The 23187-nt window shown below is 72.8% G+C and carries 20 protein-coding genes and 1 pseudogene; 15 read left to right on the top strand and 6 right to left on the bottom strand.

Features of this window, described 5'->3' with window-relative positions:
- From AKI01S_RS52125 to AKI01S_RS40675, 4 genes and pseudogenes are all read left to right on the top strand, one after another.
- A pseudogene (locus AKI01S_RS52125) lies at positions 1-651 on the top strand (hypothetical protein); the annotation flags it as partial.
- Positions 644-898, top strand: a complete 255-nt coding sequence (locus AKI01S_RS40680; protein WP_157420516.1) for a hypothetical protein — start codon at positions 644-646, stop codon at positions 896-898. The pseudogene AKI01S_RS52125 and the gene AKI01S_RS40680, both read left to right, overlap by 8 nt.
- A gap of 31 nt (positions 899-929) precedes the next feature.
- On the top strand, positions 930-1064 hold the full coding sequence (locus tag AKI01S_RS54765) for a putative leader peptide (RefSeq protein WP_369688771.1): 135 nt from the start codon (positions 930-932) through the stop codon (positions 1062-1064).
- 143 nt (positions 1065-1207) lie between these two features.
- Positions 1208-2536 carry a dicarboxylate/amino acid:cation symporter gene (locus AKI01S_RS40675; protein ID WP_218010015.1) on the top strand — a complete coding sequence of 443 codons (1329 nt, stop codon included), beginning with the start codon at positions 1208-1210 and terminating at the stop codon, positions 2534-2536.
- A 67-nt stretch (positions 2537-2603) separates the two neighbouring features.
- Here the strand turns inward: AKI01S_RS40675 and AKI01S_RS40670 are convergent, their stop codons facing one another.
- Positions 2604-3044: a cupin domain-containing protein gene (locus AKI01S_RS40670; protein ID WP_084000742.1), complete on the bottom strand. Its 441-nt coding sequence runs from the start codon at positions 3042-3044 to the stop codon at positions 2604-2606.
- A 342-nt stretch (positions 3045-3386) separates the two neighbouring features.
- Here AKI01S_RS40670 and AKI01S_RS40665 point away from each other — a divergent pair, with 342 nt between their 5' ends.
- Both AKI01S_RS40665 and AKI01S_RS40660 read left to right on the top strand, forming a co-directional pair.
- Positions 3387-4925, top strand: coding sequence for an alkaline phosphatase D family protein (locus AKI01S_RS40665; protein ID WP_067830909.1), 1539 nt, complete (start codon positions 3387-3389; stop codon positions 4923-4925).
- Positions 4926-5051: 126 nt separating this feature from the next.
- Positions 5052-5618: a hypothetical protein gene (locus tag AKI01S_RS40660; RefSeq protein WP_157420515.1), complete on the top strand. Its 567-nt coding sequence runs from the start codon at positions 5052-5054 to the stop codon at positions 5616-5618.
- 3 nt (positions 5619-5621) lie between these two features.
- Here AKI01S_RS40660 and AKI01S_RS40655 read toward each other — a convergent pair whose 3' ends face one another.
- On the bottom strand, positions 5622-6137 hold the full coding sequence (locus AKI01S_RS40655; RefSeq protein ID WP_157420514.1) for a hypothetical protein: 516 nt from the start codon (positions 6135-6137) through the stop codon (positions 5622-5624).
- A gap of 750 nt (positions 6138-6887) precedes the next feature.
- Positions 6888-7223, bottom strand: a complete 336-nt coding sequence (locus AKI01S_RS54760) for a hypothetical protein (RefSeq protein WP_218010014.1) — start codon at positions 7221-7223, stop codon at positions 6888-6890.
- 116 nt (positions 7224-7339) lie between these two features.
- Between AKI01S_RS54760 and AKI01S_RS54875 the strand changes: the two genes are divergently transcribed.
- Complete coding sequence (locus AKI01S_RS54875; protein WP_439951707.1) at positions 7340-7789, top strand: cupin domain-containing protein; 450 nt, start codon at positions 7340-7342, stop codon at positions 7787-7789.
- A gap of 189 nt (positions 7790-7978) precedes the next feature.
- A complete protein-coding gene (locus AKI01S_RS40640) occupies positions 7979-8185 on the top strand; it encodes a hypothetical protein (protein ID WP_067830893.1) in 207 nt (68 codons plus the stop codon).
- A 72-nt stretch (positions 8186-8257) separates the two neighbouring features.
- On the opposite strand, the gene AKI01S_RS40635 is transcribed toward AKI01S_RS40640, so the two are convergent.
- Complete coding sequence (locus AKI01S_RS40635) at positions 8258-8440, bottom strand: hypothetical protein (RefSeq protein WP_157420513.1); 183 nt, start codon at positions 8438-8440, stop codon at positions 8258-8260.
- 115 nt (positions 8441-8555) lie between these two features.
- On the opposite strand from AKI01S_RS40635, the gene AKI01S_RS40630 reads away from it, so the two are divergent.
- From AKI01S_RS40630 to AKI01S_RS53965, 5 genes are all read left to right on the top strand, one after another.
- Complete coding sequence (locus tag AKI01S_RS40630; protein ID WP_218010013.1) at positions 8556-9524, top strand: YihY/virulence factor BrkB family protein; 969 nt, start codon at positions 8556-8558, stop codon at positions 9522-9524.
- Positions 9525-9735: 211 nt separating this feature from the next.
- Complete coding sequence (locus tag AKI01S_RS40625) at positions 9736-10227, top strand: (2Fe-2S)-binding protein (protein ID WP_067830886.1); 492 nt, start codon at positions 9736-9738, stop codon at positions 10225-10227.
- A gap of 113 nt (positions 10228-10340) precedes the next feature.
- Entirely contained in the window at positions 10341-12701 is a 2361-nt protein-coding gene (locus AKI01S_RS40620; RefSeq protein WP_245681989.1) for a xanthine dehydrogenase family protein molybdopterin-binding subunit, read from the top strand.
- Complete coding sequence (locus tag AKI01S_RS40615) at positions 12698-13555, top strand: FAD binding domain-containing protein (RefSeq protein WP_067830885.1); 858 nt, start codon at positions 12698-12700, stop codon at positions 13553-13555. The genes AKI01S_RS40620 and AKI01S_RS40615 overlap by 4 nt, the downstream gene beginning before the upstream one ends.
- 156 nt (positions 13556-13711) lie before the next feature.
- The gene (locus AKI01S_RS53965; protein ID WP_067830884.1) at positions 13712-14590 is read left to right on the top strand and encodes an SRPBCC family protein; all 879 of its coding nucleotides are present in this window, start codon (positions 13712-13714) and stop codon (positions 14588-14590) included.
- A 1591-nt stretch (positions 14591-16181) separates the two neighbouring features.
- On the opposite strand, the gene AKI01S_RS40605 is transcribed toward AKI01S_RS53965, so the two are convergent.
- Positions 16182-18800: a M4 family metallopeptidase gene (locus tag AKI01S_RS40605; protein WP_067830883.1), complete on the bottom strand. Its 2619-nt coding sequence runs from the start codon at positions 18798-18800 to the stop codon at positions 16182-16184.
- 182 nt (positions 18801-18982) lie between these two features.
- On the opposite strand from AKI01S_RS40605, the gene AKI01S_RS40600 reads away from it, so the two are divergent.
- Together AKI01S_RS40600 and AKI01S_RS40595 are read left to right on the top strand one after the other, a co-directional pair.
- Positions 18983-19693: a class I SAM-dependent methyltransferase gene (locus tag AKI01S_RS40600; RefSeq protein WP_067830920.1), complete on the top strand. Its 711-nt coding sequence runs from the start codon at positions 18983-18985 to the stop codon at positions 19691-19693.
- Positions 19694-19779: 86 nt separating this feature from the next.
- Positions 19780-21366 carry a glycosyltransferase family protein gene (locus AKI01S_RS40595; RefSeq protein WP_067830878.1) on the top strand — a complete coding sequence of 529 codons (1587 nt, stop codon included), beginning with the start codon at positions 19780-19782 and terminating at the stop codon, positions 21364-21366.
- Here the strand turns inward: AKI01S_RS40595 and AKI01S_RS40590 are convergent.
- On the bottom strand, positions 21363-23187 hold a 1825-nt coding region (locus AKI01S_RS40590; protein ID WP_169814099.1), incomplete at its 5' end, for a CDP-glycerol glycerophosphotransferase family protein. The genes AKI01S_RS40595 and AKI01S_RS40590 overlap by 4 nt on opposite strands.

Raw genomic sequence — 23187 nt, 5'->3', positions numbered from 1 at the left:
CCGCCCGCCGCACCGCACGCGCCCGCCGTGGCGCGGCGGCCGGGGCGTTCGCCGCTGACGCCGATCACGGTGCTGGCGGCCCTGGGCGCGGGGGCGGCGGCGACCGTTCCGGCGGCGGCCCACCCGTTCCCCTACTCGTCGATGGTCGTCCTCGGAACGGCGCTGGCCGTCATCGGCGGCGGGATGCTGCTGGGCGGCTGGTTCCGGGTGCGCGGGCTGGCGGGGATCGGCGTGATCCTGACGTTCACGCTGCTCGCCTACACGGCGGTGGCCGAGATGCCGAGCGGTTCCCGACACGGTGATGTGGAGTGGCGGCCGATGGAGACCTCACCGGCGCGGCAGGACTACCGGCTGGGGGTCGGGTCCGGCAGGCTGGACCTGACCGCGCTGCCGGTCCGTCCGGGCCAGCGCGCGCAGGTCAACGCCGAACTGCTGGCGGGCGCGCTCGTGGTGACCGTGCCGCGCGCGGCGCGGGTGGAGCTGGACGCGAAGGTCCGGTTCGGCGACCTGACGGTGGTCGGGCGGGTGCTGGGCGGCCCGAACGCCCGCGACACGCGCGTGCTGGAACCCGAGGGCGACGTCGCGAACCCGCCGGTGATCGCGCTGCGCATCCGCGGCAAGATCGGTGATGTGGAGGTGCGCCGTGGCTGAGTCCATGGAGTCCCGCCAGCGGGACGCGGTGGAGCACGCCGGTCCCGGGACCCGGACCCGGCGGCGCTTCGACCCCGGCTCGGTCGTGACGGGCCTGTTCTTCCTGGCGGTGGCGGCGGCGTTCCTGGTCAGCGGGCTGGCCGGGCGGCTCGTCGCAGGGCCGGAGGTGCTGGTCCCGGCGGTGCTGCTGGGGATGGCCGCGGTGATGGTCGTGCGGGTGGTGACGCGGTCCCGGCGGCACCGCTGACCCCCGCTCCGGCGGAAGTGATCCGGATCACGTGATCGCCCGGGAACAAGGAAACCGGACATTACGGTTAACTAGCCTCGTGAGGTTCTCCAAGAAGAGCGTTCTGCTCGTGGCCCGGCTGCACGTCGACCTGTGCCGCCTCGCCAGCGTGCTGTGTCGCGGCTGATCTGAAGCCCCCCGCGTTCCTTCCTCGCCTCCCCTTCCTTCCGACTTCCGCACGCCCGCGTACCGGCATGTCCGCGCCCTGATCCGTCCGCGCCGCCATGTCCGGGGTCCGGGACGCGTGCCGTACCCCCTGGAGAACTCTCCGTGTCTTTGCGTGTCTGGAAATGGCAGTTCTGGCAGCAGATCGTGCTGTCGCTGGTGCTCGGCGTCGCCGTCGGCGCGCTGCTGAACAACCTCGGCGACGGCGCCAAGATCGCTGAGGACTGGCTGGACCCGTTCGGCGGCGTCTACACGAGCCTGCTGAAGGTCGTCGTCGTTCCGCTGGTGTTCGCCGCGATCGTGGTCAGCATCGGGCGGCTGCGCGGCGTGTCCAGCGTGGCCCGGCTGACCGGCAAGACCCTCGGCTGGTTCGTGGCCACCTCGGTGATCGCCACCGCGATCGGCCTGGCCGTCGCGCTGCTGACCAACCCCGGTCAGGGGCTCGGCAAGCTCGCCAGCGAGAGCGTCGAGACCGAGCCGGTCACCTGGACGCAGATCCTCAAGAACCTGTTCCCGTCCAACATCGTCAACGCGATGGCGGAGGGCAACGTCCTCGGCGTCGTCACCTTCGCGGTGCTGTTCGGCGCGGCGCTGGTGGCCCTCGGCGAGCGCGGGCAGCGCCTCACCGAGATCATCGACGACGTCTACCTGGTGATGCAGAAGGTCGTGTGGTGGGTGGTGCGCCTCACCCCGATCGGCTCGTTCTTCCTGATCGGCTCGGTCGTCGCCACCTACGGCCCCTCCACCCTGGCCCCGCTGGCCAAGTTCACCGGCGCGATCTACCTCGCCGTCGCGATCATGCTGGTGGTCGGCTACCCGGCGCTGCTGGCCGCGGTCGGCCGCGTCTCGCCGCTGAAGTTCTACCGCAACACCTGGCCCGCGCTGCAGTTCGCGTTCGTGTCCTCCTCGTCGCTGGCGACCCTGCCGATCGCGCAGAAGGTGCAGATCGAGCGGAACGGCGTGCAGCGCGAGTACGCCTCGTTCGCCCAGCCGCTGGGCGCGACCATCAAGTTCGACGGCTGCGGCGCGATCTACCCGGCGGTCGCGGCGGTGTTCGTCGCCCAGTACACCGGCGTGGAGCTGGGCCTCGGCCAGTACGCGCTGATCGCCCTGGCCGCGATCATCGGCCAGCTCGGCACCGGCGGCACCCCCGGCCCGGCGCTGGTCGCGCTGACCCTGACCCTCACCACGGTCGGGCTGCCGCTCCAGGCGGTCGGCTACCTGATCGCCATCGACAAGGTCATCGACATGGCCCGCACCACCCTGAACGTGGCCGGCCAGCTCACCGTCCCGGTGCTGGTCGCCAAGTCCGAGGGGCTGCTGGACGAGAAGACCTTCAACGCCAGGCCGGTCGAGCTGACCTCCCCCGAGGCCGACGAGGCCGCCAAGGAGACCCCGGCCGAGAAGAAGGAGCTGGCGGGCACGTCCGCCTGACCCCGCGCCACACGCCAAGGGCCGCCCCTCCCGTCCGGGAGGGGCGGCCCTTCGCGTACCGGGCGGATCAGGCCAGCTGCGCGTGCAGGGTGATGGCGTAGGCGGGGCCGGGGTTGGTGAGCTCGTGGGTGTGGTCGCCGCCGTGGACGCGGACGCGGTTGGCGCGCAGGGGGCGTTCGGTGACCCCGTCGTCGGTGATCTTGACTTCGGCGAGCTCGCCCGCGATGACCGCGCTGACCTCCGTTCCGGCGTGGTCGTGCACGCCGGTGCGGTGGCCGGGCGGCCAGGTCGTCAGCCACAGCCGGACGCCCTCGACCTCGTCGAGGACGACGCGGACCGGGCCCGCCGCGTCGAAGCGCACGCGGTGCCACCAGTCGGCGGGGCGGGCGGCCAGGCCGTGGATGCGGGCGGCGAGCTGGCCGACCGTCGGCGGACGCTTGACGGCGTCACGGCCGTGCGGGTCGGCCTGGCCACGCATCGTGATGTCGGGAACCAGATCCAGGTCCACAGAGAAGGTCCTTCGTGTACGGCCGGACGGCCGGGACGGAGAGAAAGAAACAAGATCAGAAAAGCGTCCGGGGAGACGTCACCCGGGAAGGGCGTCGCGGATCAGCGACAACAACACGAAGAACACAGCGCGCTGGCCACGCGGCGCAGGGCCACGGGGCGGCAGAACGACAGACGCGCTGGCATGCGTTCTAGGAGACACGCCGTCACCCTGCGCTGTCAAGTCGGACACCTGGCGATCATCGGTCGACGGGCGTTCACGTCGCGGCCAGATCCGGGTCTGGTCCCCGTGGCCGGCAGCGGAGACGATGCGCACGAGCTTTCCCGGGAACGGAGATCATCGATGGTGCTGGACAGGCGGACTCTTCTGCGCGGCGGACTCGTGGCGGGCGGCGGGGCGGCGTTCGGGCTGCTGAACGGCTCCCCGGCGGCGGCGCTTCTGCGGACCCGCCCCTCGCTCACGCACGGCGTGCAGAGCGGCGACGTCACCGCGCACGAGGCGGTCGTCTGGGCGCGTTCGGACCGGCCCGCGCGGATGCTGGTCGAGATCAGCCGGCGCCCCGACTTCCGGCACGCCCGCACCGTGCCGGGCCCCGTGCTGACGCCGGGGACGGACCTGACGGGGAAGACGTTCCTGCGCGGCCTGCCCGCCGGCGAGGAGATCCACTACCGGGTGCGCCTGGCCGACCCGGACCGCCACGGGCTGGTCTCGGCCCCGACCGCGGGACGGCTGCGGACCGCGCCGCGCGGACGGCGGGACGTGTCGTTCGTGTGGTCGGGCGACCTGGCCGGGCAGGGCTGGGGCATCAACCCGGACCTGGGCGGCTACCGGATCTTCCGCGCGATGGCGGCGGTGGACCCGGACTTCTTCCTGTGCAGCGGCGACCTGGTGTACGCCGACAAGCCGATGCAGGAGCGGGTGGCGCTGCCGGACGGCCGGACGTGGCGGAACGTGGTCACCCCGGAGAAGACGAAGGTCGCCGAGACCCTGGCGGAGTACCGGGGGCAGTTCCGGTACAACCTGCTGGACGAGAACCTGCGGGCGTTCAACGCGCGCGTCCCGATGATCTACCAGTGGGACGACCACGAGGTCGTGAACAACTGGTACCCCGGCGAGATCCTGGACCTGCCGCAGTACGGCGAGAAGCGCGTGGACGTCCTGGCGGCCCGCGCCCGCCGGGCGATGTTCGAGTACACCCCGATCGCCGTCCGCGACCCGCACCGGGGCCGCGTCTACCGGAAGCTGTCCTACGGCGCGTCGATGGACGTCTTCGTCCTGGACATGCGCACCCACAAGGACCCGAACGGCGCCAACAACAGCCCCACGCAGCGCGAGGGCGTCCTCGGCACCGAGCAGCTCGCCTGGCTGAAGCGCGAACTGCGGCGTTCCCGGGCGACCTGGAAGGTGATCGCCGCCGACCTCCCGCTGGGCCTGATCGTCCCCGACGGCACGGCCCAGGAGGGAATCGCCCAGGGCGACGGCGGGGCGCCGCTGGGCCGCGAACGCGAAATCGCGGACCTGCTCTCCTTCGCGAAGCGGAACCGCGTGCGGAACATGGTGTGGTTCACGGCGGACGTGCACTACACGGCGGCGCACTACTACGACCCGGAGAAGGCGGCGTTCAAGGACTTCGACCCGTTCTGGGAATTCGTGGCGGGCCCGTTGAACGCGGGCGCCTTCGGCCCCAACAAGCTGGAGGGGACTTTCGGCCCGCAACTGCGTTTCCAGCAGGCTCCCCCGCGCGCCAACACGTCGCCCGCCGAGGGCTACCAGTTCTTCGGCGAGGCGGCGATCGAGGGCTCCAGCCAGGAACTCACCGTCCGCCTCCGCGACATCGACGGCAAGGTCCTCTACACGAAGTCCCTCACCCCGGCCCGGTAAGCGATGCACACCGCGCTTCCAGGGCCCGCGTGCGGGGATTCCCTGGAAGCGCGACACTGATCGCCGAGATGCGTGATCGAAGACGTGCGAGGTCGTTCGCGAGACGGTTGTGGCGGCGGTTCGAGGATGGTGCAGGCCCGCACCGTGGAGGGCAAGGCGATCAGCCTGGGCGTCACGCGGAACGGTAGGTTGGCGGGGATGCACCTGCCGATCTGGTACGCCGCCTGGGAGTACGAATGCTGCGGCCCCTCCCTCGAACCCGGGGCCGAGCTGAGCGTCAACCTGGTGCTGGAGGGTTTCACCGCGGAACCGGCCGATCGTGGGCAGCCGCTCGGCTGGCGGGCGACCGCATCGGGGGCGGTCGAGTTCGTCGCCGACCTCGGCCGACGCGAACCGTATCCGCGAGCCGACTTCGGAGGTATCTCGTCGGCGGTCGACGGCCCGGTTCAGACCGGGCGTTTCCAGGGGACCGGTCTCCTGTGGCACCGTGCGCACGAGGACTTCGGAATCGGTGAGCCGTACCGGGTCGTCGTACGCAGGCTGTGCTGTGCCCGGCAGATCCTCCGGCGGACGGATCCGCACACGATCGAGGTCACGGGACACGAACGGCCGACCGAAATCAGCGGGGCGGACGACTGCCCGCCGCACGCCGATTTCGTTCTCATGGCCGAAGTGGTCGGCCACGGACGGTGAGGGTCAGGCGGCCTTGTCGCAGGTGCCGCTCTTCTTGTCCCAGGTGGAGGTGATGATGCCCGTGTTGCCGGTGATCGAGCCGGGGACGTCCTTGACCGAGTAGACGACCTTGAAGTAGTACTTGGCGTTGCTGATCTTGTACTTGCGGCAGTAGATCAGCGTGTTGCCGTTCTTGATGATGGGCTTCGTCGGCGCCGCCAGCGTCTTGGAGATCTTGGCCTCGAAGCTCTTGCTCCAGCGCTTGCTGAAGTGCCGGTAACCCCACTTCGTGGTCCCGCACCGCAGCACGGCCCCCTTGGGCGGGGAGCCCTTGCGGACGAACCGCCAGTAGTCGGTGATCGGTTCAGCGGCGGGCTTCCGCTTGCAGTTCGGCTTGGTGTAGGCGGCGGCCACCGATGACGGCTCGGCCGCCACCGCCTCGGCGTGCGCCGTTGAGGAGCCGAGGGGCACGATGGCGACGCTGACCGCCGAAGCGATGAGGGTTGAACAGACCAGGGCCGACCTTCTGCGCACAGTCACGATGCGGAGTCCTCTCCATGTCCTAGGGGTGCCGTTCCGACGCATGAGCGACTCATGATCACATGTGACCGTTGCCGGGCGAATGATCCTAGGGGTCCAATTCGCGGTCCGGATGCCCGCCCTCGCACAGGAGCACGGCACTACGGGCCGGTCATGCGCCGCCTGCCGCGACACCCCGTGCCGCCGGGCCCCCTGAGCGACCGGCACCCTGCCCAGGACCTCCAGCACCGCCCGGTCCCGACGCTCGACCCGCCGGGTCCGTTCGTCGAACGCCCGAACCTCGCCGGCCACCGGAAGACCATCGAGCATCCGGGGTCAACGATGCGCCGGAACCGCCAAAGATCACCGGGATCCGCCACGTCCAGCACGCCCCGGACCGACACATCGTCGGCCGGACGAGAAAGGCTTGCCTTCGGGTGGTTCACCAGATGGCCCATCCGCCGCCACCGTGCCCCAGTCCATCTTGTCGGCACGGTACACGGGCCACCACACCACGCGACAGGGCGACCAGGGAGCCGGCACGTCCGGGAGATCGGTCAGGGGGTCCGCCTGCCGGTCGGCGGCGGTGGCCGTCGGGTCTTCTGCCGCCAGGTGCCCGGGAGGGCCACGCCGGAGCAGCACCGTGCGGCGCCCGGCCGCGCGGGCGGGGTGGATGTTCGTTGGCCAGGTGGTCGCCGACGTACACGATCTCTTCCGGCCCTCCGGGCGCCCATCCGACCGAGCGCGCGAAGAACTCCGGCGCGGGCTTGGTCACGCCCCACTCCCCGAGGTCGCCACCGCGTTCACCAGCAGGGCCAGGGCACGCAGCAGTTCGGCCGCGTGGGCGGTCTGGTTTCCGGTGGCCCCGACCCACAAGCCACGCTGCCGCGGCTCGGCCGCTTCGCGCGCCCGCCGTTCGGCGGCGGCGTCCAGGCCCGGCCGGATGAGGCGCAGGGCGTCGGCGTTGTCGCGGCCCTGGGCGATGACCGCGCCCGCGAGCGCGGACATGGTGTGCGGAGGAACACCGGGCCAGTCGGCCCATGCCTTCCACTCGCGGGTGTCGTCGAGCAGGGTCTCACCCACGTCGAACACCACAGACCTGATCACGCGTTCAGGCTACGAACTCGGCTCAGCGGTCCGCCGGTGCTTGTGGCTCTAGCGAAGCGGACTATGGTCCACTAAAGTGGACCACAGTCCGCTTTCCGTTGAGCACAGGAGTCTTTGTGAAGCGCGTCTTTGCCATTGCTGGTGCGGCGGTCGCCGTTGCCTCGCTTGCCGGGCCTGCTGCTGCCGCCTCTCGGCCCGGGCCCGAGGACCGGGTTGTCTATCACCACACGCGGCCTGGTGTCGGCGATCCCTGCGAGGGGCTGCCCGGCTGCACCTACGTGCTGCTGTGGGGTGATCCGAAGACCGGGCCGTCCGAGGCGATGTTCACGCTCAAGGCCGGTACGCCGTTCGCCCCGCACTGGCACACCAGCCCCGAGCACGTCGTCGGCGTGTCCGGGACGATGCTGTGGCACGTCGAGGGCCACCGGACCTACAAGGTCGGCCGCGGCGATTTCCTCTACTACCCCTCCAAGGCCGTCCACTGGGGCAGCTGCGCCAAGGGCGCCGACTGCGTCTACTTCGTTCGCGACGACCGGCCCTACGACATCCACCCCACCCACCACTGACCCGGCTGGGCGCTCGCCGATCAATGCCGCCAGCGGCGCCGGTGCACGCTGTCAGGCGTTCCGATTCTGGAGAGGTCGCGTTCGATGACCCCGTAGATGATCTACGCAAACATGCGACTACGGACAGATACCGATTGATCACTCACGGGGATGGCCGAGGTGGTCCTACCGGACAACGAAGGAGGAATCATGATCAAGAACCTCGGGCGTGCCGCGGCCGTCGCGGTCCTGGCCACCGTGAGTGTCGTCCCGCTGGCGAGCGTGGCCTCGGCGCAGGTGTCGGAAGGGGTGGCGGCGGCTCCCTGCCACAAGAACCCCTGGCACCACCACTGCCACCACCACAACCACTACTCCGACGACGACTTCATCGACGTCGGCGGCATCGACCTGCTTTAGAAGCGGGCGGTCCCGATGGTGACGGTCCGTCCTCCGGGAGGAGGGCGGGCCGTGTTCTTTTCGGCGCCTGTTTCACGGCTCCAGGAGGCGGCGGGCCACCTCTTGTTCGTTTCCGGACGGTTCGTACAGGCGGCGGGTCGTGCCGTTGGGGAGGAAGACCGTCCACCAGCCGTCGTTCTCGGCGTAGAACGAGGCCAGGACGCGCCCGCTCTCGCCCCGGCAGACGTAGATGTCGTCCGGGGTCTGTGTCAGCACCACCCGGTTCCCCCTCATGTCCCTTCTTCATACGGCATCCGGGATGTTCTCAACTACCGTTTCGACCAGTTGACTTTCCTGGGGTAAGGCGCGGCTCCGTGGGCACAGTGCGGCCATGGGGTTGGTCGAGCGCGTCGACGGGTACCAGCGTCGGCGGCCCTGGGTCGGGTTCCCGTTGGCCGTCGTCTACAAGTTCTTCGATGACCAGGGCGGGTACCTGACCGCGCTGATCACCTACTACGCGTTCGTGTCGCTGTTCCCGATGCTGCTGTTGCTGGTCACGGTGCTGGGGTTCGCGCTGGAGGGGAATCCCGAGCTTCAGCGGCGGGTGGTGGAGTCGGCGCTGGTGCAGTTCCCGATCGTCGGGGACCAGTTGCAGAACAACGTCCGCTCGTTCAAGGGCAACACCTTCGCGCTGGTGACGGGCATCCTCGGGAGCCTGTACGGCGGGCTCGGCGTCATCCAGGCCACCCAGAACGCCCTCAACAAGCTGTGGGGCGTGCCGCGCAACGACCGGCCCAACCCCGTGCTGTCGCGGCTGCGGAGCCTGGTGCTGCTGGTGGCCGGGGGCGGCGCGGTGATCGCGCTGGCGGTGGTGTCGGCGGTCGGGTCACGGCTGTTCGGCGGCTGGGGGTGGATCACCCAGCTCGGCGTCATGGCGGTCAACGCCGCCCTGTTCGTGGTGGCGTTCCGGGTGCTGACCGCGCGGCCTCTGTCGGTGGCGCAGGTCCGGGCCGGGGCGATCGCGGCGGCCGTCGTCTGGCAGGGCGTGCAGTGGGGCGGGAGCTTCTTCCTCGGGCTGATGACGCGCAACGCCACCGCCACCTACGGGCTGTTCGGGATGGTCCTGGGGCTGCTCGCCTGGATCTACCTGGGGGCGCTGACGTTCGTGATGTGCGCCGAGGTCAACGTGGTCAGGGACCGCGGGCTGTGGCCGCGGAGCCTGATGACGCCGTTCACCGACTCCGTCGAGCTGACGAAGGGCGACCGGCGCGCCTACCGCTCGTACGCGCGGACCGAACGCCACAAGGGCTTCGAACGCGTGGACGTCGACTTCGAACGGCCCGGCCCCGCCGCCGAATAGGTCGGGCCGAATACGGCGCGCGCGGGCGAATCGGCGGAAGGGTCTGGCGGGCGTCCCCACCTCGGCATACGTTCATGGAGTGTGTCCGCCGTCACACTCGGCGGCGCCCCCCCAGCAGCCGAAGGTGGCCCCGATGCCGTGGTCTGCCCCACGCGCCCCGCCGGGCGTCGGTCCTCCCTGCCCACCCCCGACGACGCCCCTGGGAGAACGAATGCCACGGATCCGTGTCGAGGTCGACGGCGTGCCGTACGACGACGACGTCGAACCGCGACTGCTGCTCGTGCACTACCTGCGTGACCGGCTGGGGAAGGTCGGCACCCCGGTCGGATGCGACACCACCAACTGCGGCGCCTGCACCGTGCTGATGGAGGGCCTCAGCGTCAAGAGCTGCTCGGTCCCGGCCGTGCAGGCCGACGAACGGCAGGTCACCACCGTCGAGGGCCTCGGGATGAACGGGACGCCGCACCCGATGCAGCGGGCGTTCCACGAGGCGCACGCCCTGCAGTGCGGCTACTGCACCCCGGGCATGATCATGGCGGCGATCGACCTGCTGCGGGAGAACCCCGACCCGTCGGACGAGGAGATCCGGGAGGGTCTGGAGGGCAACCTGTGCCGGTGCACCGGCTACCAGAACATCGTCCGGGCCGTGCGCGCCGCCGCCGACGAGATGCGCCGGCAGCCCGAGCGGGAGGTGACCCCGTGAGCGAGATCTCCCCCGAGGGCCTGGCCGAGCAGGCCGAACGGGCGCCGCGCAGCGAACCCGACCCCGGCCGCGAGGTCGGCCAGCCGCGCCGCCGGTCCGAGGACGCCCGGCTGGTGTCCGGGCGGACCCGCTGGACCGACAACCTGAACCCGGCGGGAACCCTGCACGTGGCGTTCCTGCGCAGCCCGCACGCCCACGCGAGGATCACGCGGGTGGACGTGGAGGCCGCCCGGCGGGTGCCGGGCGTCGTCGCGGCGTTCGGCGGCGCTGACCTGGCCGAGGAGCAGGGCAGCCTGCCGTGCGCGTGGACCGTCACCGAGGACATGAAGGTGCCCGCGCACCCGCCGCTGGCGGTGACCGAGGCGCGGTACGTCGGCGAGCCGGTGGCGTGCGTGGTCGCACGCCACCGGTACGCGGCGGTCGACGCCCTCGAAGAGATCGACGTGGACTACGAGCCGCTGCCCGCCGTGGTGCACATGGAGGAGGCGCTGCGGGAGGGCGGCCCGCTGGTCCACCAGGAGCTGGAGACCAACCAGGCGTACCGGTGGGTGTTCGAGAACGGCGACCTGGACGCGGCCTTCCGCGACGCCCCGGTCCTCCTCGAACGCCGCTACGTCCAGCAGCGGCTGATCCCCACGGCGATGGAGCCGCGCGCGGTGCTGTGCGAGCCCGACGGCGACGACTTCACCCTGTACTCGGCCACGCAGATCCCGCACATCCTGCGGCTGATGCTGGCGACCGTCACGCAGATCCCCGAGCACCGCATCCGGGTCGTCGCGCCCGACGTGGGCGGCGGTTTCGGCTCCAAGCTCCAGGTGTACGGCGAGGAGGTGCTGTGCCTGCTGCTGGCGCGGCGGCTCGGCCGTCCCGTGAAGTGGACCGAGTCGCGCAGCGAGGGCAACATGGCCACCCACCACGGCCGGGACCAGATCCAGCGGCTGACGCTGGCCGCCGAACGCGACGGGCGCGTCCGGGGCGTGAAGGTGGACCTGCTCGCCGACATGGGCGCGTACCTGATGCTGGTGACGCCGGGCATCCCGCTGCTGGGCGCGTTCATGTTCAACGGCATCTACAAGATGGACGCCTACTCGTTCACCTGCACGGGCGTGTTCACGACGAAGACCCCGACCGACGCCTACCGGGGCGCGGGACGGCCGGAGGCGACGTTCGCGATCGAGCGGCTGATGGACGAGCTGGCCGCCGAGCTGGGCCTCGACCCGATCGAGGTGCGGCGGCGCAACTGGATCGGCCACGGGGAGTTCCCGTACGAGACCGTCGCGGGCCTCACCTACGACTCGGGCAACTACGAGGCCGCCACCGATCGGGCGCTGGCGCTGTTCGAGTACGACAAGCTGCGCGCCGAGCAGGCCGACCGGCGGGAGCGCCGCGACGTGGTGCAGCTCGGCATCGGCGTGTCCACCTACACCGAGATGTGCGGGTTGGCCCCGTCGCGGGTGCTGGGGTCGCTGGCGTACGGCGCGGGCGGCTGGGAGCACGCCTCGGTGCGGATCCTGCCGTCGGGGAAGATCGAGGTCGTCACCGGGTCGTCGGCGCACGGCCAGGGCCACGAGACGGCGTGGGCGCAGATCGCCGCCGACCGGCTCGGGGTGCCGTTCGAGGACGTCAAGGTCCTGCACGGCGACACCGCCGTGGCCCCCAAGGGCATGGACACCTACGGGTCGCGGTCGCTGGCGGTCGGCGGCATCGCGCTCTACCAGGCGTGCGACCGGGTGGTGGACAAGGCCAGGCGGGTCGCGGCGCACCTGATGGAGGCGTCCGAGCAGGACCTGGAGTTCAGCGGCGGCCGGTTCGCGGTGCGCGGCGCGGCGGCCGAGGGCCCGTCGATCCAGGAGGTCGCCCTCGCGGCGTTCGCGGCGCACGACCTGCCCGACGGGGTGGAGCCGTCGCTGGACGCCGACGCCACGTTCGACCCCGGCAACTTCTCGTTCCCGCACGGCACGCACCTGTGCGCGGTCGAGGTGGACACCGAGACCGGGAGGACGCGCATCCGGTCGTACGTGGCGGTCGACGACGTCGGCCACGTCGTCAACCCGCTGATCGTGGAGGGGCAGGTGCACGGCGGGCTCGCCCAGGGCATCGCGCAGGCCCTGTACGAGGAGGCCGTCTACGACGCCGACGGCAACCTCACCACCACCACGATGGCGGACTACCTCGTCCCGTCGGCCGCCGACCTGCCCGAGTTCGTCACCGACCGGACCGAGACCCCCGCGACCTCCAACCCGCTCGGGGTGAAGGGCGTCGGGGAGGCCGGGACGATCGCCTCGACCCCGGCGGTGGTGAACGCGATCGTCGACGCGCTGCGCCACCACGGCGTGACGGACGTGCCGATGCCGTGCACGCCCGAACGGGTCTGGCGGGCGCTGCGCGAGGCGTTCCGGGAGGATCCCGACCCCAACCCCTCCGCCGCGCCCGGCGCGGGCGGCGGTCTCGGCTCCGCGGGAGGTGCGCGGTGATCCCGGCGACGTTCGAGTACGTGCGCGCGGCCTCGGTCGAGGAGGCCGTCCGGGCGCTGGCCTCGGCCGGCGAGGACGCCAAGGTGCTGGCCGGGGGGCAGAGCCTCATGCCGCTGCTGCGGCTGCGGCTGGCCTACCCCGACGCACTGGTCGACCTGGACCGCGTCGCCGAGCTGCGCGAGATCCGCGAGGACGGCGACCACCTGGTGATCGGCTCCATGGCCACCCACCATCAGGTGATGCGCGACCCGCTGGTCCGGCGGCACGCCCCGCTGATCGCCCAGGCGACGGCGACGGTCGCGGACCCGGCGGTGCGGCACCGGGGGACGTTCGGCGGCTCCCTGGCGCACGCCGACCCGGCCGGGGACCTGCCCGCCGTGGCGCTCGCGCTGGACGCGGTGTTCCTGGTCCGCTCGCGGCGCGGCGAACGGGAGATCCCCGCCGCCGACTTCTTCGTGGACTGGATGACCACGGCGATGGAGCCCGACGAGATCATGACCGGTGTGCGCGTGCCCAGGCTCGGCGAGGGCTGGGGCTTCCACTACGAGAAGTTCCACCGCACCGCGCAGGCGTGGGCGATCGTCGGGGTGGCGTGCGCGGTCCGCCGGGAACGCGGCGCGATCGAGGACGTGCGGGTGGCGCTCACCAACATGGGGCCGACGCCGGTCCGGGCGACGGCGGTCGAGCGGTTCGCGGGCGGCCGCTCGGTGTCGGACGACATGTTCCGGGCGGCGTCCGAACGCGCCGCCGAGGGCACCGGCGCCCCCACCGACCTGCACGGCTCCGGCGAGTACCGCGAGCACCTGGCGAAGGTCCTGACGGCCCGCGCGCTGCGCGCCGCCGCCGCGACCTGACCGGGGCGTGACCGTGCGGCCGGGCCCTTCGCCCCGGACCCGGCCGCACGGTCATCCGACGGCCGGCGCGCGCCCACCGCCGGGGCGTATGGCAAAGGGCGGGGAGACGGTCATAGGGTCCAGTGCAAGTCCCCGGATCAGAAAAGGACCTCAAACATGGAGCTCGACCACGAATTCACCGTTCCCGTACCGGTGGATCAGGCCTGGTCGGTGCTGCTGGACGTGGAGCGGGTGGCCCTGTGCGTGCCGGGCGCGACGCTCGACTCGGCCGATGGCGAGGAGTACGCGGGGCGGCTGAAGGTGAAGGTCGGCGCGATGACCGTCACCTACCGGGGCACCGCGCGGATCGCCGTGGCCGACCGGGACGCCCGCACCGTCACCATCGAGGCCGCCGCCAAGGAGGCGCGCGGTCCGGGCACCGCCGCCGCGACCGTCCAGGCCCGCCTGCACGACGAGGGCGACCACACCCGGGTCACCGTCCACACCAAGCTGAACGTCACGGGCCGTCCGGCGCAGTTCGGCCGCAACATCCTCGCGGAGGTCGGGGCCAAGCTCATCGCGCGGTTCGCCAAGAACCTCGCCGCCGAGCTGGAGAACCCGACCGTCCGGGAGGAGGCCGAGGTCGTGGACCAGCAGGGCGCCGCCCAGGTCGCGCAGGAGGCGGCCGTCGACAGGGCCGAGGGCGAGAAGGCCGCCGACAGCGTGGTGGAGTGGGCCGCCAAGCCCGCCGAACCCGCGCTGGAGCCGGACGAGGCCCCGGAGATCCCGGCCGAGGTGCCGGTGGCGACCGTTCCGCAGGCACCCGTCGAGACCGCGGAGTCCGCCGAGCCCGTGGAGCCGGTGACGGCCGCTGAGCCCGCCGAGGCCGTTCAGGAGCCGGTGCGGCCGGTCACCCCGGTCCGGCGGCAGGACGACGCGATCGATCTGCTGGAGTTCGCCGGGCCCTCGCTCGCCAGGAGGGCCGTCCCCGCCGCGGGCGCGCTGGTGGCGCTTCTGCTGGCGATCCGGTTCCTGGTACGGCGGCGCCGTCGCTGACCATCGTGGAGGCCGGGACCGGCGCGGCCCGGGACTCCCCGGCCGCGCGGTCCCGGCCCTCGTCGCGCGGGGCGGTCGCGGCGTCGCGGCGTCCCGGGACGAACGCCAGCGCGGCGGCCAGCGCCCCCAGCGGAACGGCGGGCAGCACGTACCGGTAGTCGAAGTCGGCGGTCGCGGCGGGCACGACCAGCAGGCCCAGCGACAGCAGCCACGGCAGCGCCGCCCTCTCCGGCCTGCGGCGCGCCACCATCCCGGCCGCCGCCGCGAGCAGCAGGACGCCGAGGACCGTCCCCGGCAGGTGGACGTGGTCCTGGTAGGCGCGCATCCATCCCGCGTAGGGCTCGTTCACCGGGCGGGGTCCCGCCGCGCGCGCGTAGGCGCGGGCCACCTTGGCCTGGCGCGCGGTCAGCTTCTCGGACCTGGCCGGGAACTCGTACTTCCGGAACGTCCACGGCGACGGGTACACCCTGCGTTCCCACTCGAACGCCCGGAACGTGTCGCGCGCCACCACCCGCGCGTAGTCCCCGGGCTGCGCGCGGATCGCGGCCATGGCGAACTCGCCCGCCAGGTCGTTCCCGCCGCCCTTGCCGCCGGGGATGTCCAGGAACGGCGACTGCTCGGTCCACAGCGCCGCGTACGCCGGGGAGACGTCCTTCGGCGGCGGTTTCGGGCAGAGGCGGGCCAGTTCGGGACGCGGTCTGATGATCGAGCAGTCGGCGAAGTCCGTCGTGCGGCCGTACAGGAACACCCGGTCGGTGGTGGTGAGCGCGAACCGTTCGTGCGCCACGGCGAACCAGCTCATGTAGAGCAGCACCGGCACCAGGAACGCGGCCGTCAGCGCGGCGGCGGGCGGCATCGCCGCGCGGCGCCCGCGCCGGCGCAGCAGCAGCCACGCCAGCACGATCAGCAGCAGCGGCAGCCCCACCGCGCGCGTCACCGCCGCCCCGCCCAGCAGCAGCCCGGCCGCCGCCGCCGTGCGCCAGGTGACGTCCGGGTTCCACAGCAGGATCGCGGCCGCCGCGACCACCAGGAACGTGAACAGGCTGTCGGACAGGCCGAGGTGCTCCAGCTCGATCTGGTAGCCGTCGAACAGCACCGGGGCGGCCACCAGCGTGCCCAGCGCGCTGGGCGGCAGGCGGCGGGCGGGCCGGGCGCGGCGGGCGTGCCGCCACACGACGGCGTACAGCAGCGCGGCCGTGAGCAGGCCGATCACGTGCTGGACGGTGACGACCGCGACGAAGCTGTGCAGCGGGCGCAGCGCGAGCAGCAGCAGCGAGTAGCCGCTCGGCCGGGTGCCCGACGGGAACAGGGTGGTGGCGGTGCGCAGGTAGCCGACGGTGTCGCCGAACCACAGGATCGTCGGGTAGCCCAGCACCGCGACCGCGCGGACCGCCGCCGCGACCGCGAACGCCGCCAGCGCGGGCCAGTGCTCCCGGGCCGCCCGGCGGGCGGGCCTGACAGGGGACGCCATACGGGTTGAGGTACCCGCGCCCCCGTGGCCATCCGGTCAACGGGGCACAAAGAAGCAGGGCCCGTCCGGAAACGGACGGGCCCCGCTCCCCTGGATCCTCCTAACGGGACGTCACGGCCGTCACCGGCAGAGGGCGCGGGTCGGGCCGGTGCGGGTGACCAGGTCCGGCCGGGCGCGGGTGCCGTCGATCCACACCGCGCCGCGTCCGGCGGTCGCGGCGAAGGCGCCCTGCTGGCCGCGGTTGCACGAGTAGCGCCGCGGCTCGCCGCCGGCCAGCGGGAACTGGAACAGCTTGGGCAGGTTCTCGTTGGCGTAGGTGGCGGCCGCCGGGTACGCCCCGATGGTCACCCACCGGTCGGCGGCGTCGACGTCGAGGCCGCTGAGCCACGACAGCCGGTCCCCCTCGGGGCGCAGGTCGGTCAGGCCGGTGCCGTCGAGGTTCACCTTCTTGATCGCCGAGCGGCGGTCGGCGTCGGTGTTGAGGGCGAACAGCAGCGAGGTCCGGGTCAGGGTGGGCCACTGGACGGTGCCCTGGACGCGGACGACGGTCTCCTTCCCGGTGGCGGTGTCGTGGACGGCGACCCCGCCGGAGGTCGGCTTCTGGTAGGCGATCCGGCCGCCCCTGGCCGAGGTCTGGAGGGACATCTCGGGTCCGGGGGTGAGCTCGGCGGCCCGGCCGCCGTTCCGGCTCAGCCAGACGTTGGCGTCGGTGGCGGCGTGGTTCACGAACGTGAACGCGACGTTGCGGCCGTCGACCGCCACGTCGTTGACCCAGCCCTCGCCGGAGAAGACCTCCTTGGGCGGCGCGCTCCGGTCGAACGGCCGCACGAGCACCCTGGACACGCCGGTGGTGGCGTTCAGCTCGCCCCAGGCGACGGTCCGGCCGTCGGTGTCGAGGCCCTGGACGATCCCGCCGGTCTTCGGGCTGAACCGGGTGGGGCGCCTGCCCCGGGCGGTGCCAGTGTGGACCGCCGGCGGCTCGGTCCGGGTGGCGTCGGACTGGGCGATGGCGTAGCGGTCGCCCGCGGCGGCGGGCCTGGCGTTGGGGGCGGTCACGTTCGGCAGCAGCAGCCTGCTGTCGACGCCGATCCTCTTCTCCCAGCCGGGCGTGACGCCGTGGGCGTCGAACGCGGCCCGGACGGCGCGGCGCTCGCCCCTGGTCAGCTTCATGGCCTTGGCGGCGGCCTCGACGGCCCGGCGGGCGTCGGTGAAGTCGTCCAGCGGGGTCATGTACTCGGTGAGCGCCTTGTAGACCAGCTTGTCGGCCTTCGCGCCGCCGATCCCCTCGCGGACGTCCCACAGCGCGCCGGAGAAGATCGTGGAGTTCAGGTGGACGCCGGCGTTGTCGAGCTGGCCGGTGACGCCGATGTAGTCGCGGTCGGCGCGGCGGCCGTCGTTGAGGTCGCGGATGGCGCACTTGGCCGCCTCGGCGGTCTTGCACATGTCCTCGCCGATGAGCCCCGCCCCGGAGGCCGTCATCGGCCTGCCGTGCACCTTGGTCTCGATGGCGTTGCCGAAGTAGTCGGCCAGGCCCTCGTTGATCGCGCCCGCCTGGCCGAAGTAGACCAGGTCGGCGGAGTGCTCGATGACGCCGTGGGTCATCTCGTGGCCGTCCACGTCCAGCGCGGCGGCCAGCGAGTGGTGGTCGGGGCCTCCCCCGCCGTACACCATCTTGGTGCCGTCCCAGAAGGCGTTGAAGTACATCCGCCCGCCGCTGGTGACGTTGACGACGGAGTGGATGGGGCCGTTGCGGTCGTCCAGGCCGTTGCGGCCGAGGGCCTTGTAGAAGTCGTAGACCTGCCCGGCGGCCCAGTGCGCGTCGACCGCGCCGGTCTCGGTGGCCTCGGGGCCGAACACGGTGGAGCCGGACGCCACGACCGGGGTGTCGGCGGGGACCGGGCCGCCCTCGTAGCGGGCGACGTCGCGCTTCCGCGCGTCGAAGGTGACGATCTCCGCGCCGCGTCCGCGGTCGCGCAGCTCGATCTTGCCGTCGGCGCGCCGGAACGCGTTGACGGTGACCTGCCGTCCGCTCTTGGCGAGCTTTCCGGTGGCGGCGACGGGGCCCTCGGCGGCGTGGCGCAGCCGGTCGTAGGCCAGGGCGAGCGCGCCGGTGCGGGCGTCGACGTAGACCTCGCGGAGGGTGGGGGCGCCGTGCTCCTCGCCGCGCACGACGAAGTGCCAGGCGAGCTGGCCGCCGCCGCGCGGCAGCACGACCAGGCCGCGGGGCTCGGCGGTCGCGGCCCGCCCGCCGAGCCGCGTGGCCAGGTCGCCGGTCTGGCCGAGGGCGACGCCGCGGGCGATGCGTTCGGGGACGGCCGGGGTGGTCGGGACGGTCAGCGCGGTCTGGAACCGGCCGCCCGCGCCGACGACCCTGCGGGCGCCGCGCTCGGTGCGGAACCGGACCAGGTAGTGGCCGCCGAGGACGGGGACGCCGTGGTGGCGCTGCTGGAGGCGGACGGTCTCGTCGGCGCCGTCGCGGACGACGCCGAGCGGGGCCAGCTCGGCGCCCGGGTTCTTGATCTTGTAGCGCGGGTCGGCCAGATGGGTGCGGGCGGCGGCGACGGGGTCGCCGCTCGCGGCCTGCTCGTTCAGGCCGCTGACCAGGGCGGGGGACGCGGTTCCGGAGCGCTTCTCGATCACCGGTGCCGGGTCGGCGGCCGCCGCGGCGGGGGCGAGCGCACTGCCGAGGAGCGCGGTCATCGCCGCTCCGCCGATCAGCAGGGGGTAACGGGGGGACATGGAGCTCCCTGCGAAGAAACAGATGGTCACCTGTATGTACCGGAAGCCACTTTTGTCCCGCTAGTGGCAAGAGGTCACAGAAAGGGGCATTGGTCGTGCGGGATGGCAAAGACCGTTCCACGATCCGATCATCCGTGGTGGCGTCGGTGGCCCTCCGGCCCGCCATCCCGTCGTCTTGGACCGTGGACACGCTGGAGTTGCGGCGCATCGCCGAAGCGCAGGACGACAACTGGTGGTACCGCGAGCGCCGCGCCGTGCTCACCCGCGAGCTGAACCTGCTGCGGACCTGGGGCCGCGGCCCGGGGACGGCCGTGGACATCGGCGCGGGCCCCGGCGACACCGCGCGGCTGCTCGCCCGGCACGGCTGGCGCACCACCGCGGTCGACCTCTCCTACGACGCGGTGGAGATGGCGTGCGCGCGGGGCGTGGACTGCCGGCAGGCCGACGCGCGGTGGCTGCCGCTGCCGGCCGGGTCCGTCGACCTGGCCCTGGCCTGGGACGTGCTCGCCCACATCGAGGACGACGACCTGGCCGCCGCCGAGATCGCGCGGGTGCTGCGGCCCGGCGGCACGGCCCTGGTGGCGGTGCCCTGCGACATGGCGCTGTGGTCGGCCCGCGACCTGGCGCTGGGCCGGGTGCGCCGCTACACCCGCGAGGGCCTGGCCCGCCTGCTGGCCGGGGCGGGCCTGGTGGTCGAGCGGATGTGGAGCTGGAACGTGCTGCTGCGCCCGCTGGCCCGCTGGCACCGCCACCGGATGAACGGCTGGGAGATCCGCCCCCGCCACCCCCTGCACGACCGGCTGCTGGGCGCGGTCCTCGCGCTGGAGGACCTGCTGCCGGTGCGCTCCTGGCGTGGCACGACCCTGCTGGCCCGCGCCCGCCTACCGAAGTGATCTCCGTGTGATCGGGTCCGGCTCGGGGCTAGTCTCGTGACCTACACGCAACATCCGTCCTGTATCGCCCTTCCCTCGGAGTGCAGTTGACCAGCGCCACCGAATCCGGACAGAGCACGGCCGAGACGTCCCCGCCGACCTCCTCCCCGCCCACCGCGCGGGACCGGTTCGGCGACCTGGCGCGCGACTGGCCGTACTGGCTGCTGTGCGCGCTCGTCCTGGCCTGGGCCGTCGCGGTGGTGCTGCGGCACCTGTGGGGCGGGGACTGGCCGCTGCACGTGGCGACCGTGCGGTCGTTCGCGGCCGACCTCACCGACCCGCCCGACCCGATGACCGGGGAGCGCGCGCCGAGCCCGTACCTGTCGCCCTACCCGTTCGCGCTGGCGGTGCTGGCGCGGCTCACCGGGCTCTCGGCGCCGGGCGTGCTGGAGATCGCCGGGGTCGTCAACGTCGCGCTGACGCTGGCGGGGGTGCGGGCGTTCGCGCGGGCGGTCAGCACGCGCTGGCAGACGGCGTTCCTGGGCGTGCTGTTCGTGTTCCTGCTCTGGGGGACCACCCCCCTGCTGTGGAGCGGGTTCATGGAGTTCCGGTCGCTGTCGGCCAACCTGGGGTACCCGAGCACGTTCGCGTTCGCGCTGATGCTGTTCGTCTGGGCGGTGTTCCTGAAGCGGCGCGACACGCTGGGGGTGCCGGGGTTCCTGGGGCTGGGCGCGCTGTTCGGGCTGATCCTGCTGGTCCACCCGTTCACGGCGGTCGGCACGGCGCTGGGGCTGCTCGGCTTCGCGCTGATCGGGTTCCGGCGGTGGCTGACCGGCGGCGGGCTGCTGCGGGTCGCGGCGGCGGGCGCCGCCGCGGTGGCGGTCATCCTGGTGTGGCCCTACAGCGACGTGGCGGACCTGTTCCGCAACCCCGAGTCGTTCTCCCAGATCCACGAGAGGCTGGTGAACGACGCGCTCGGCTGGTACGGGCTGGCGCTGCTCGGGCTGCCCGCGCTGTGGCTGGACCGGCGGCGGCGCGGCGGGCCCGAGCTGCTGGCGCTGTGGGCGGTCGCGTCGCTGTTCGTGCTGGCGGGCGTGGTGCTCGGACGCTACGAGTTCGCGCGGGCGATGCCGGTGGTGGTGCTGCCGTTGCAGTTCGCCCTGGCCCGGCGGCTCGGCGACCCGCCGCCGCCCGGCGAGCGCGCGGCGTGGGTGCGGCCCGTGCAGGTGGTGCTGGCGGTCGCGAGCGCCGCCGCGCTGTGCGTCGGCCTGTACTCGGTGCGCGGCGGCGTCGTCCGGGCGCTGCCCCCGGCGGTGATGTCCCAGGAAGAGCAGCGCGAGTCCTGGGACGTGCCGGTGCTCTACCCCATGCAGAGCTACTTCGCCGTGGCGCACGTCCGTCCGGGCGAGACGGTGCTCGCCTCCCGGATCTGGGGCCGCAAGGCGCTGCTGCTGGCGGGGACGCGGACCGTCCCGACGCCGTGGCCCTACCCGTACGGGTCCGACTGGCGGCAGCGGCAGGTCGACGGGGAGGCGTTCTTCGCCGACTCGACCCCGCCGCAGGAGCGGCTCCGCATCGCCGACCGCTACCGGGCGCGCTGCGCCGTGGGCTCGGTCAACATCGCGAAACGCGGCGCGCTGCCGGGCTTCCGCCTGGTCGCCAAGCACGGCACCGAACGCATGCTCTGCCGCTAGCCGAGCAGCCGGTCCACCACCCTCGCGGCGGCGTGCCCGTCGTCGAACGGGCAGAACCTCTCCCGGAACGCCGCGTAGCGCGGGTGGGCGGTCCCGTCGTCCTCGCGGACCGCCTCCACCAGGTCGCCGGTGGTGCGCACGACCGGGCCGGGGGCCTCCGCTTCGAGATCGAAGTAGAAGCCGCGCACCCGGTCCCGGTACCGCTCCAGGTCGTAGGCGTAACAGAAGATCGGCTTGCCGGTCACCGCGAAGTCGAACATCGCCGACGAGTAGTCGGTGACCAGCAGGTCCGCCGCCAGGTAGAGGTCGGCGATGTCGGGGTAGGCCGACACGTCGATCACGAACCCGTCGTTGGCCGACCAGTTCCGGTCGGTGACCAGGTAGTGGGTGCGCACCAGCAGCACGTGGTCGTCGCCGAGGGCGCGGCGGGCCCGCTCGATGTCCAGCTCCAGGGAGAACGCCCGCCGCCCCGGCGCCAGGTGGTGGTCGTCGCGCCAGGTCGGGGCGTACAGGATGACCTTCCGCCCCGGGGGGACGCCCAGCCGGGCGCGGGTGTCGGCGGCGATACGCCCGGCGTCGGGGCCCAGCAGCACGTCGTTGCGCGGGTAGCCGGTCTCCACGATCTCCCCGTCGTACCGGAACGCCCGCCGCATGATCGGCGTCGTGAACGGGTTCGGCGACAGCAGCACGTCCCAGCGCGGCACCTCGCGCTCCACCCAGTCGAAGCGCTCGGTGCGCTCCCACGGCATGTCCGCCAGGTCGTACACCAGCCGTTTGAGCGGGGTGCCGTGCCAGGTCTGGAGGTAGGTCTGCCCCGGCCGCCTGACGTACCAGGGGAACTGGCCGAAGTTGCCGACCACGAACCGGGCGCGGGCCAGCGCCTCGTAGTGCTCGCGGCTGTCGACCAGCGCGATCCGCGCGCCGTCCGGCGTGGGGAAGGCGCCGTCCCGCGACACCCACACGTACTCCAGGCCCAGGTCCCGCCGCCGCATCTCCTCGAAGACCGCGCGGGGGTTGCAGGCGTACTGGCGTCCCTCGTAGCAGTCGAAGACGACCAGGTCGCGGACCGGCCGGTGCAGCAGCGCGGGGTACAGCTCCGTCCGCAGGCGGCGGCGGCCGCGCGCGCCCCGGTCCTCCGCGGGCAGGGCGAGGCGGACGCGCAGTCGCAGCGCGTCGGTCTGGTGGACGTCGACGGTCACCTCGTGCGCGCCGACGACGCGCTCCTCCGGCAGGGCGGCGAGCAGGCGGCGTTCGGCGACGACGGTGACCGGGCCCGCCGCGCCGGTCACCGGGTCGGGCAGGCGCAGCTCCCAGTCGCCGGAGGTGAGCGGGGTGCGCAGGCCGAAGCGTTCCATCGCGGCGGGCGCGATCCGGCCGGTGAACCGGGCGCCGTCCCAGGTCAGCGGGGCGTTGTGGTGGTCGCCGCAGCGGTGGTGGGCCAGCATGATCCGGTCCGGGCGCTCGGGGCCGCTGTGGTCGCCGGTCAGCACCAGCGTGTCGCCGTCCCAGCGGATCCCGTCCACGACCGGGCGGCGGCGGCGCTCGACGCCCCGCAGGTTCCCGAACCTGGTGCCGGTCAGCGCGAACTCCCGGTCGCCGCGCAGCGGGTAGCGGCCCTCCGGCGCGGTGCGCGGCATCGCGAGGCGCAGGGTGCGGCCCGCCGTCTCCAGGCTGAGGTTCCAGTCCACCCGGCCGGTGGTCCGCGCGGCCATCGCCCCGCCCGCCGCGCCGTCCTCCTCGGCCGCCGACCGCAGCGCCTCCAGCGGCAGCCGGGCCCGGAACCCCCAGCCGCCGTCCGGCCGCCGCGCGACCTCGGCGGGG

The organism is Actinomadura kijaniata NBRC 14229 (genome assembly GCF_001552175.1).
Classification (GTDB): Bacteria; Actinomycetota; Actinomycetes; order Streptosporangiales; family Streptosporangiaceae; genus Spirillospora; species Spirillospora kijaniata.
This window is presented reverse-complemented; position numbering and strand designations above follow the sequence as displayed.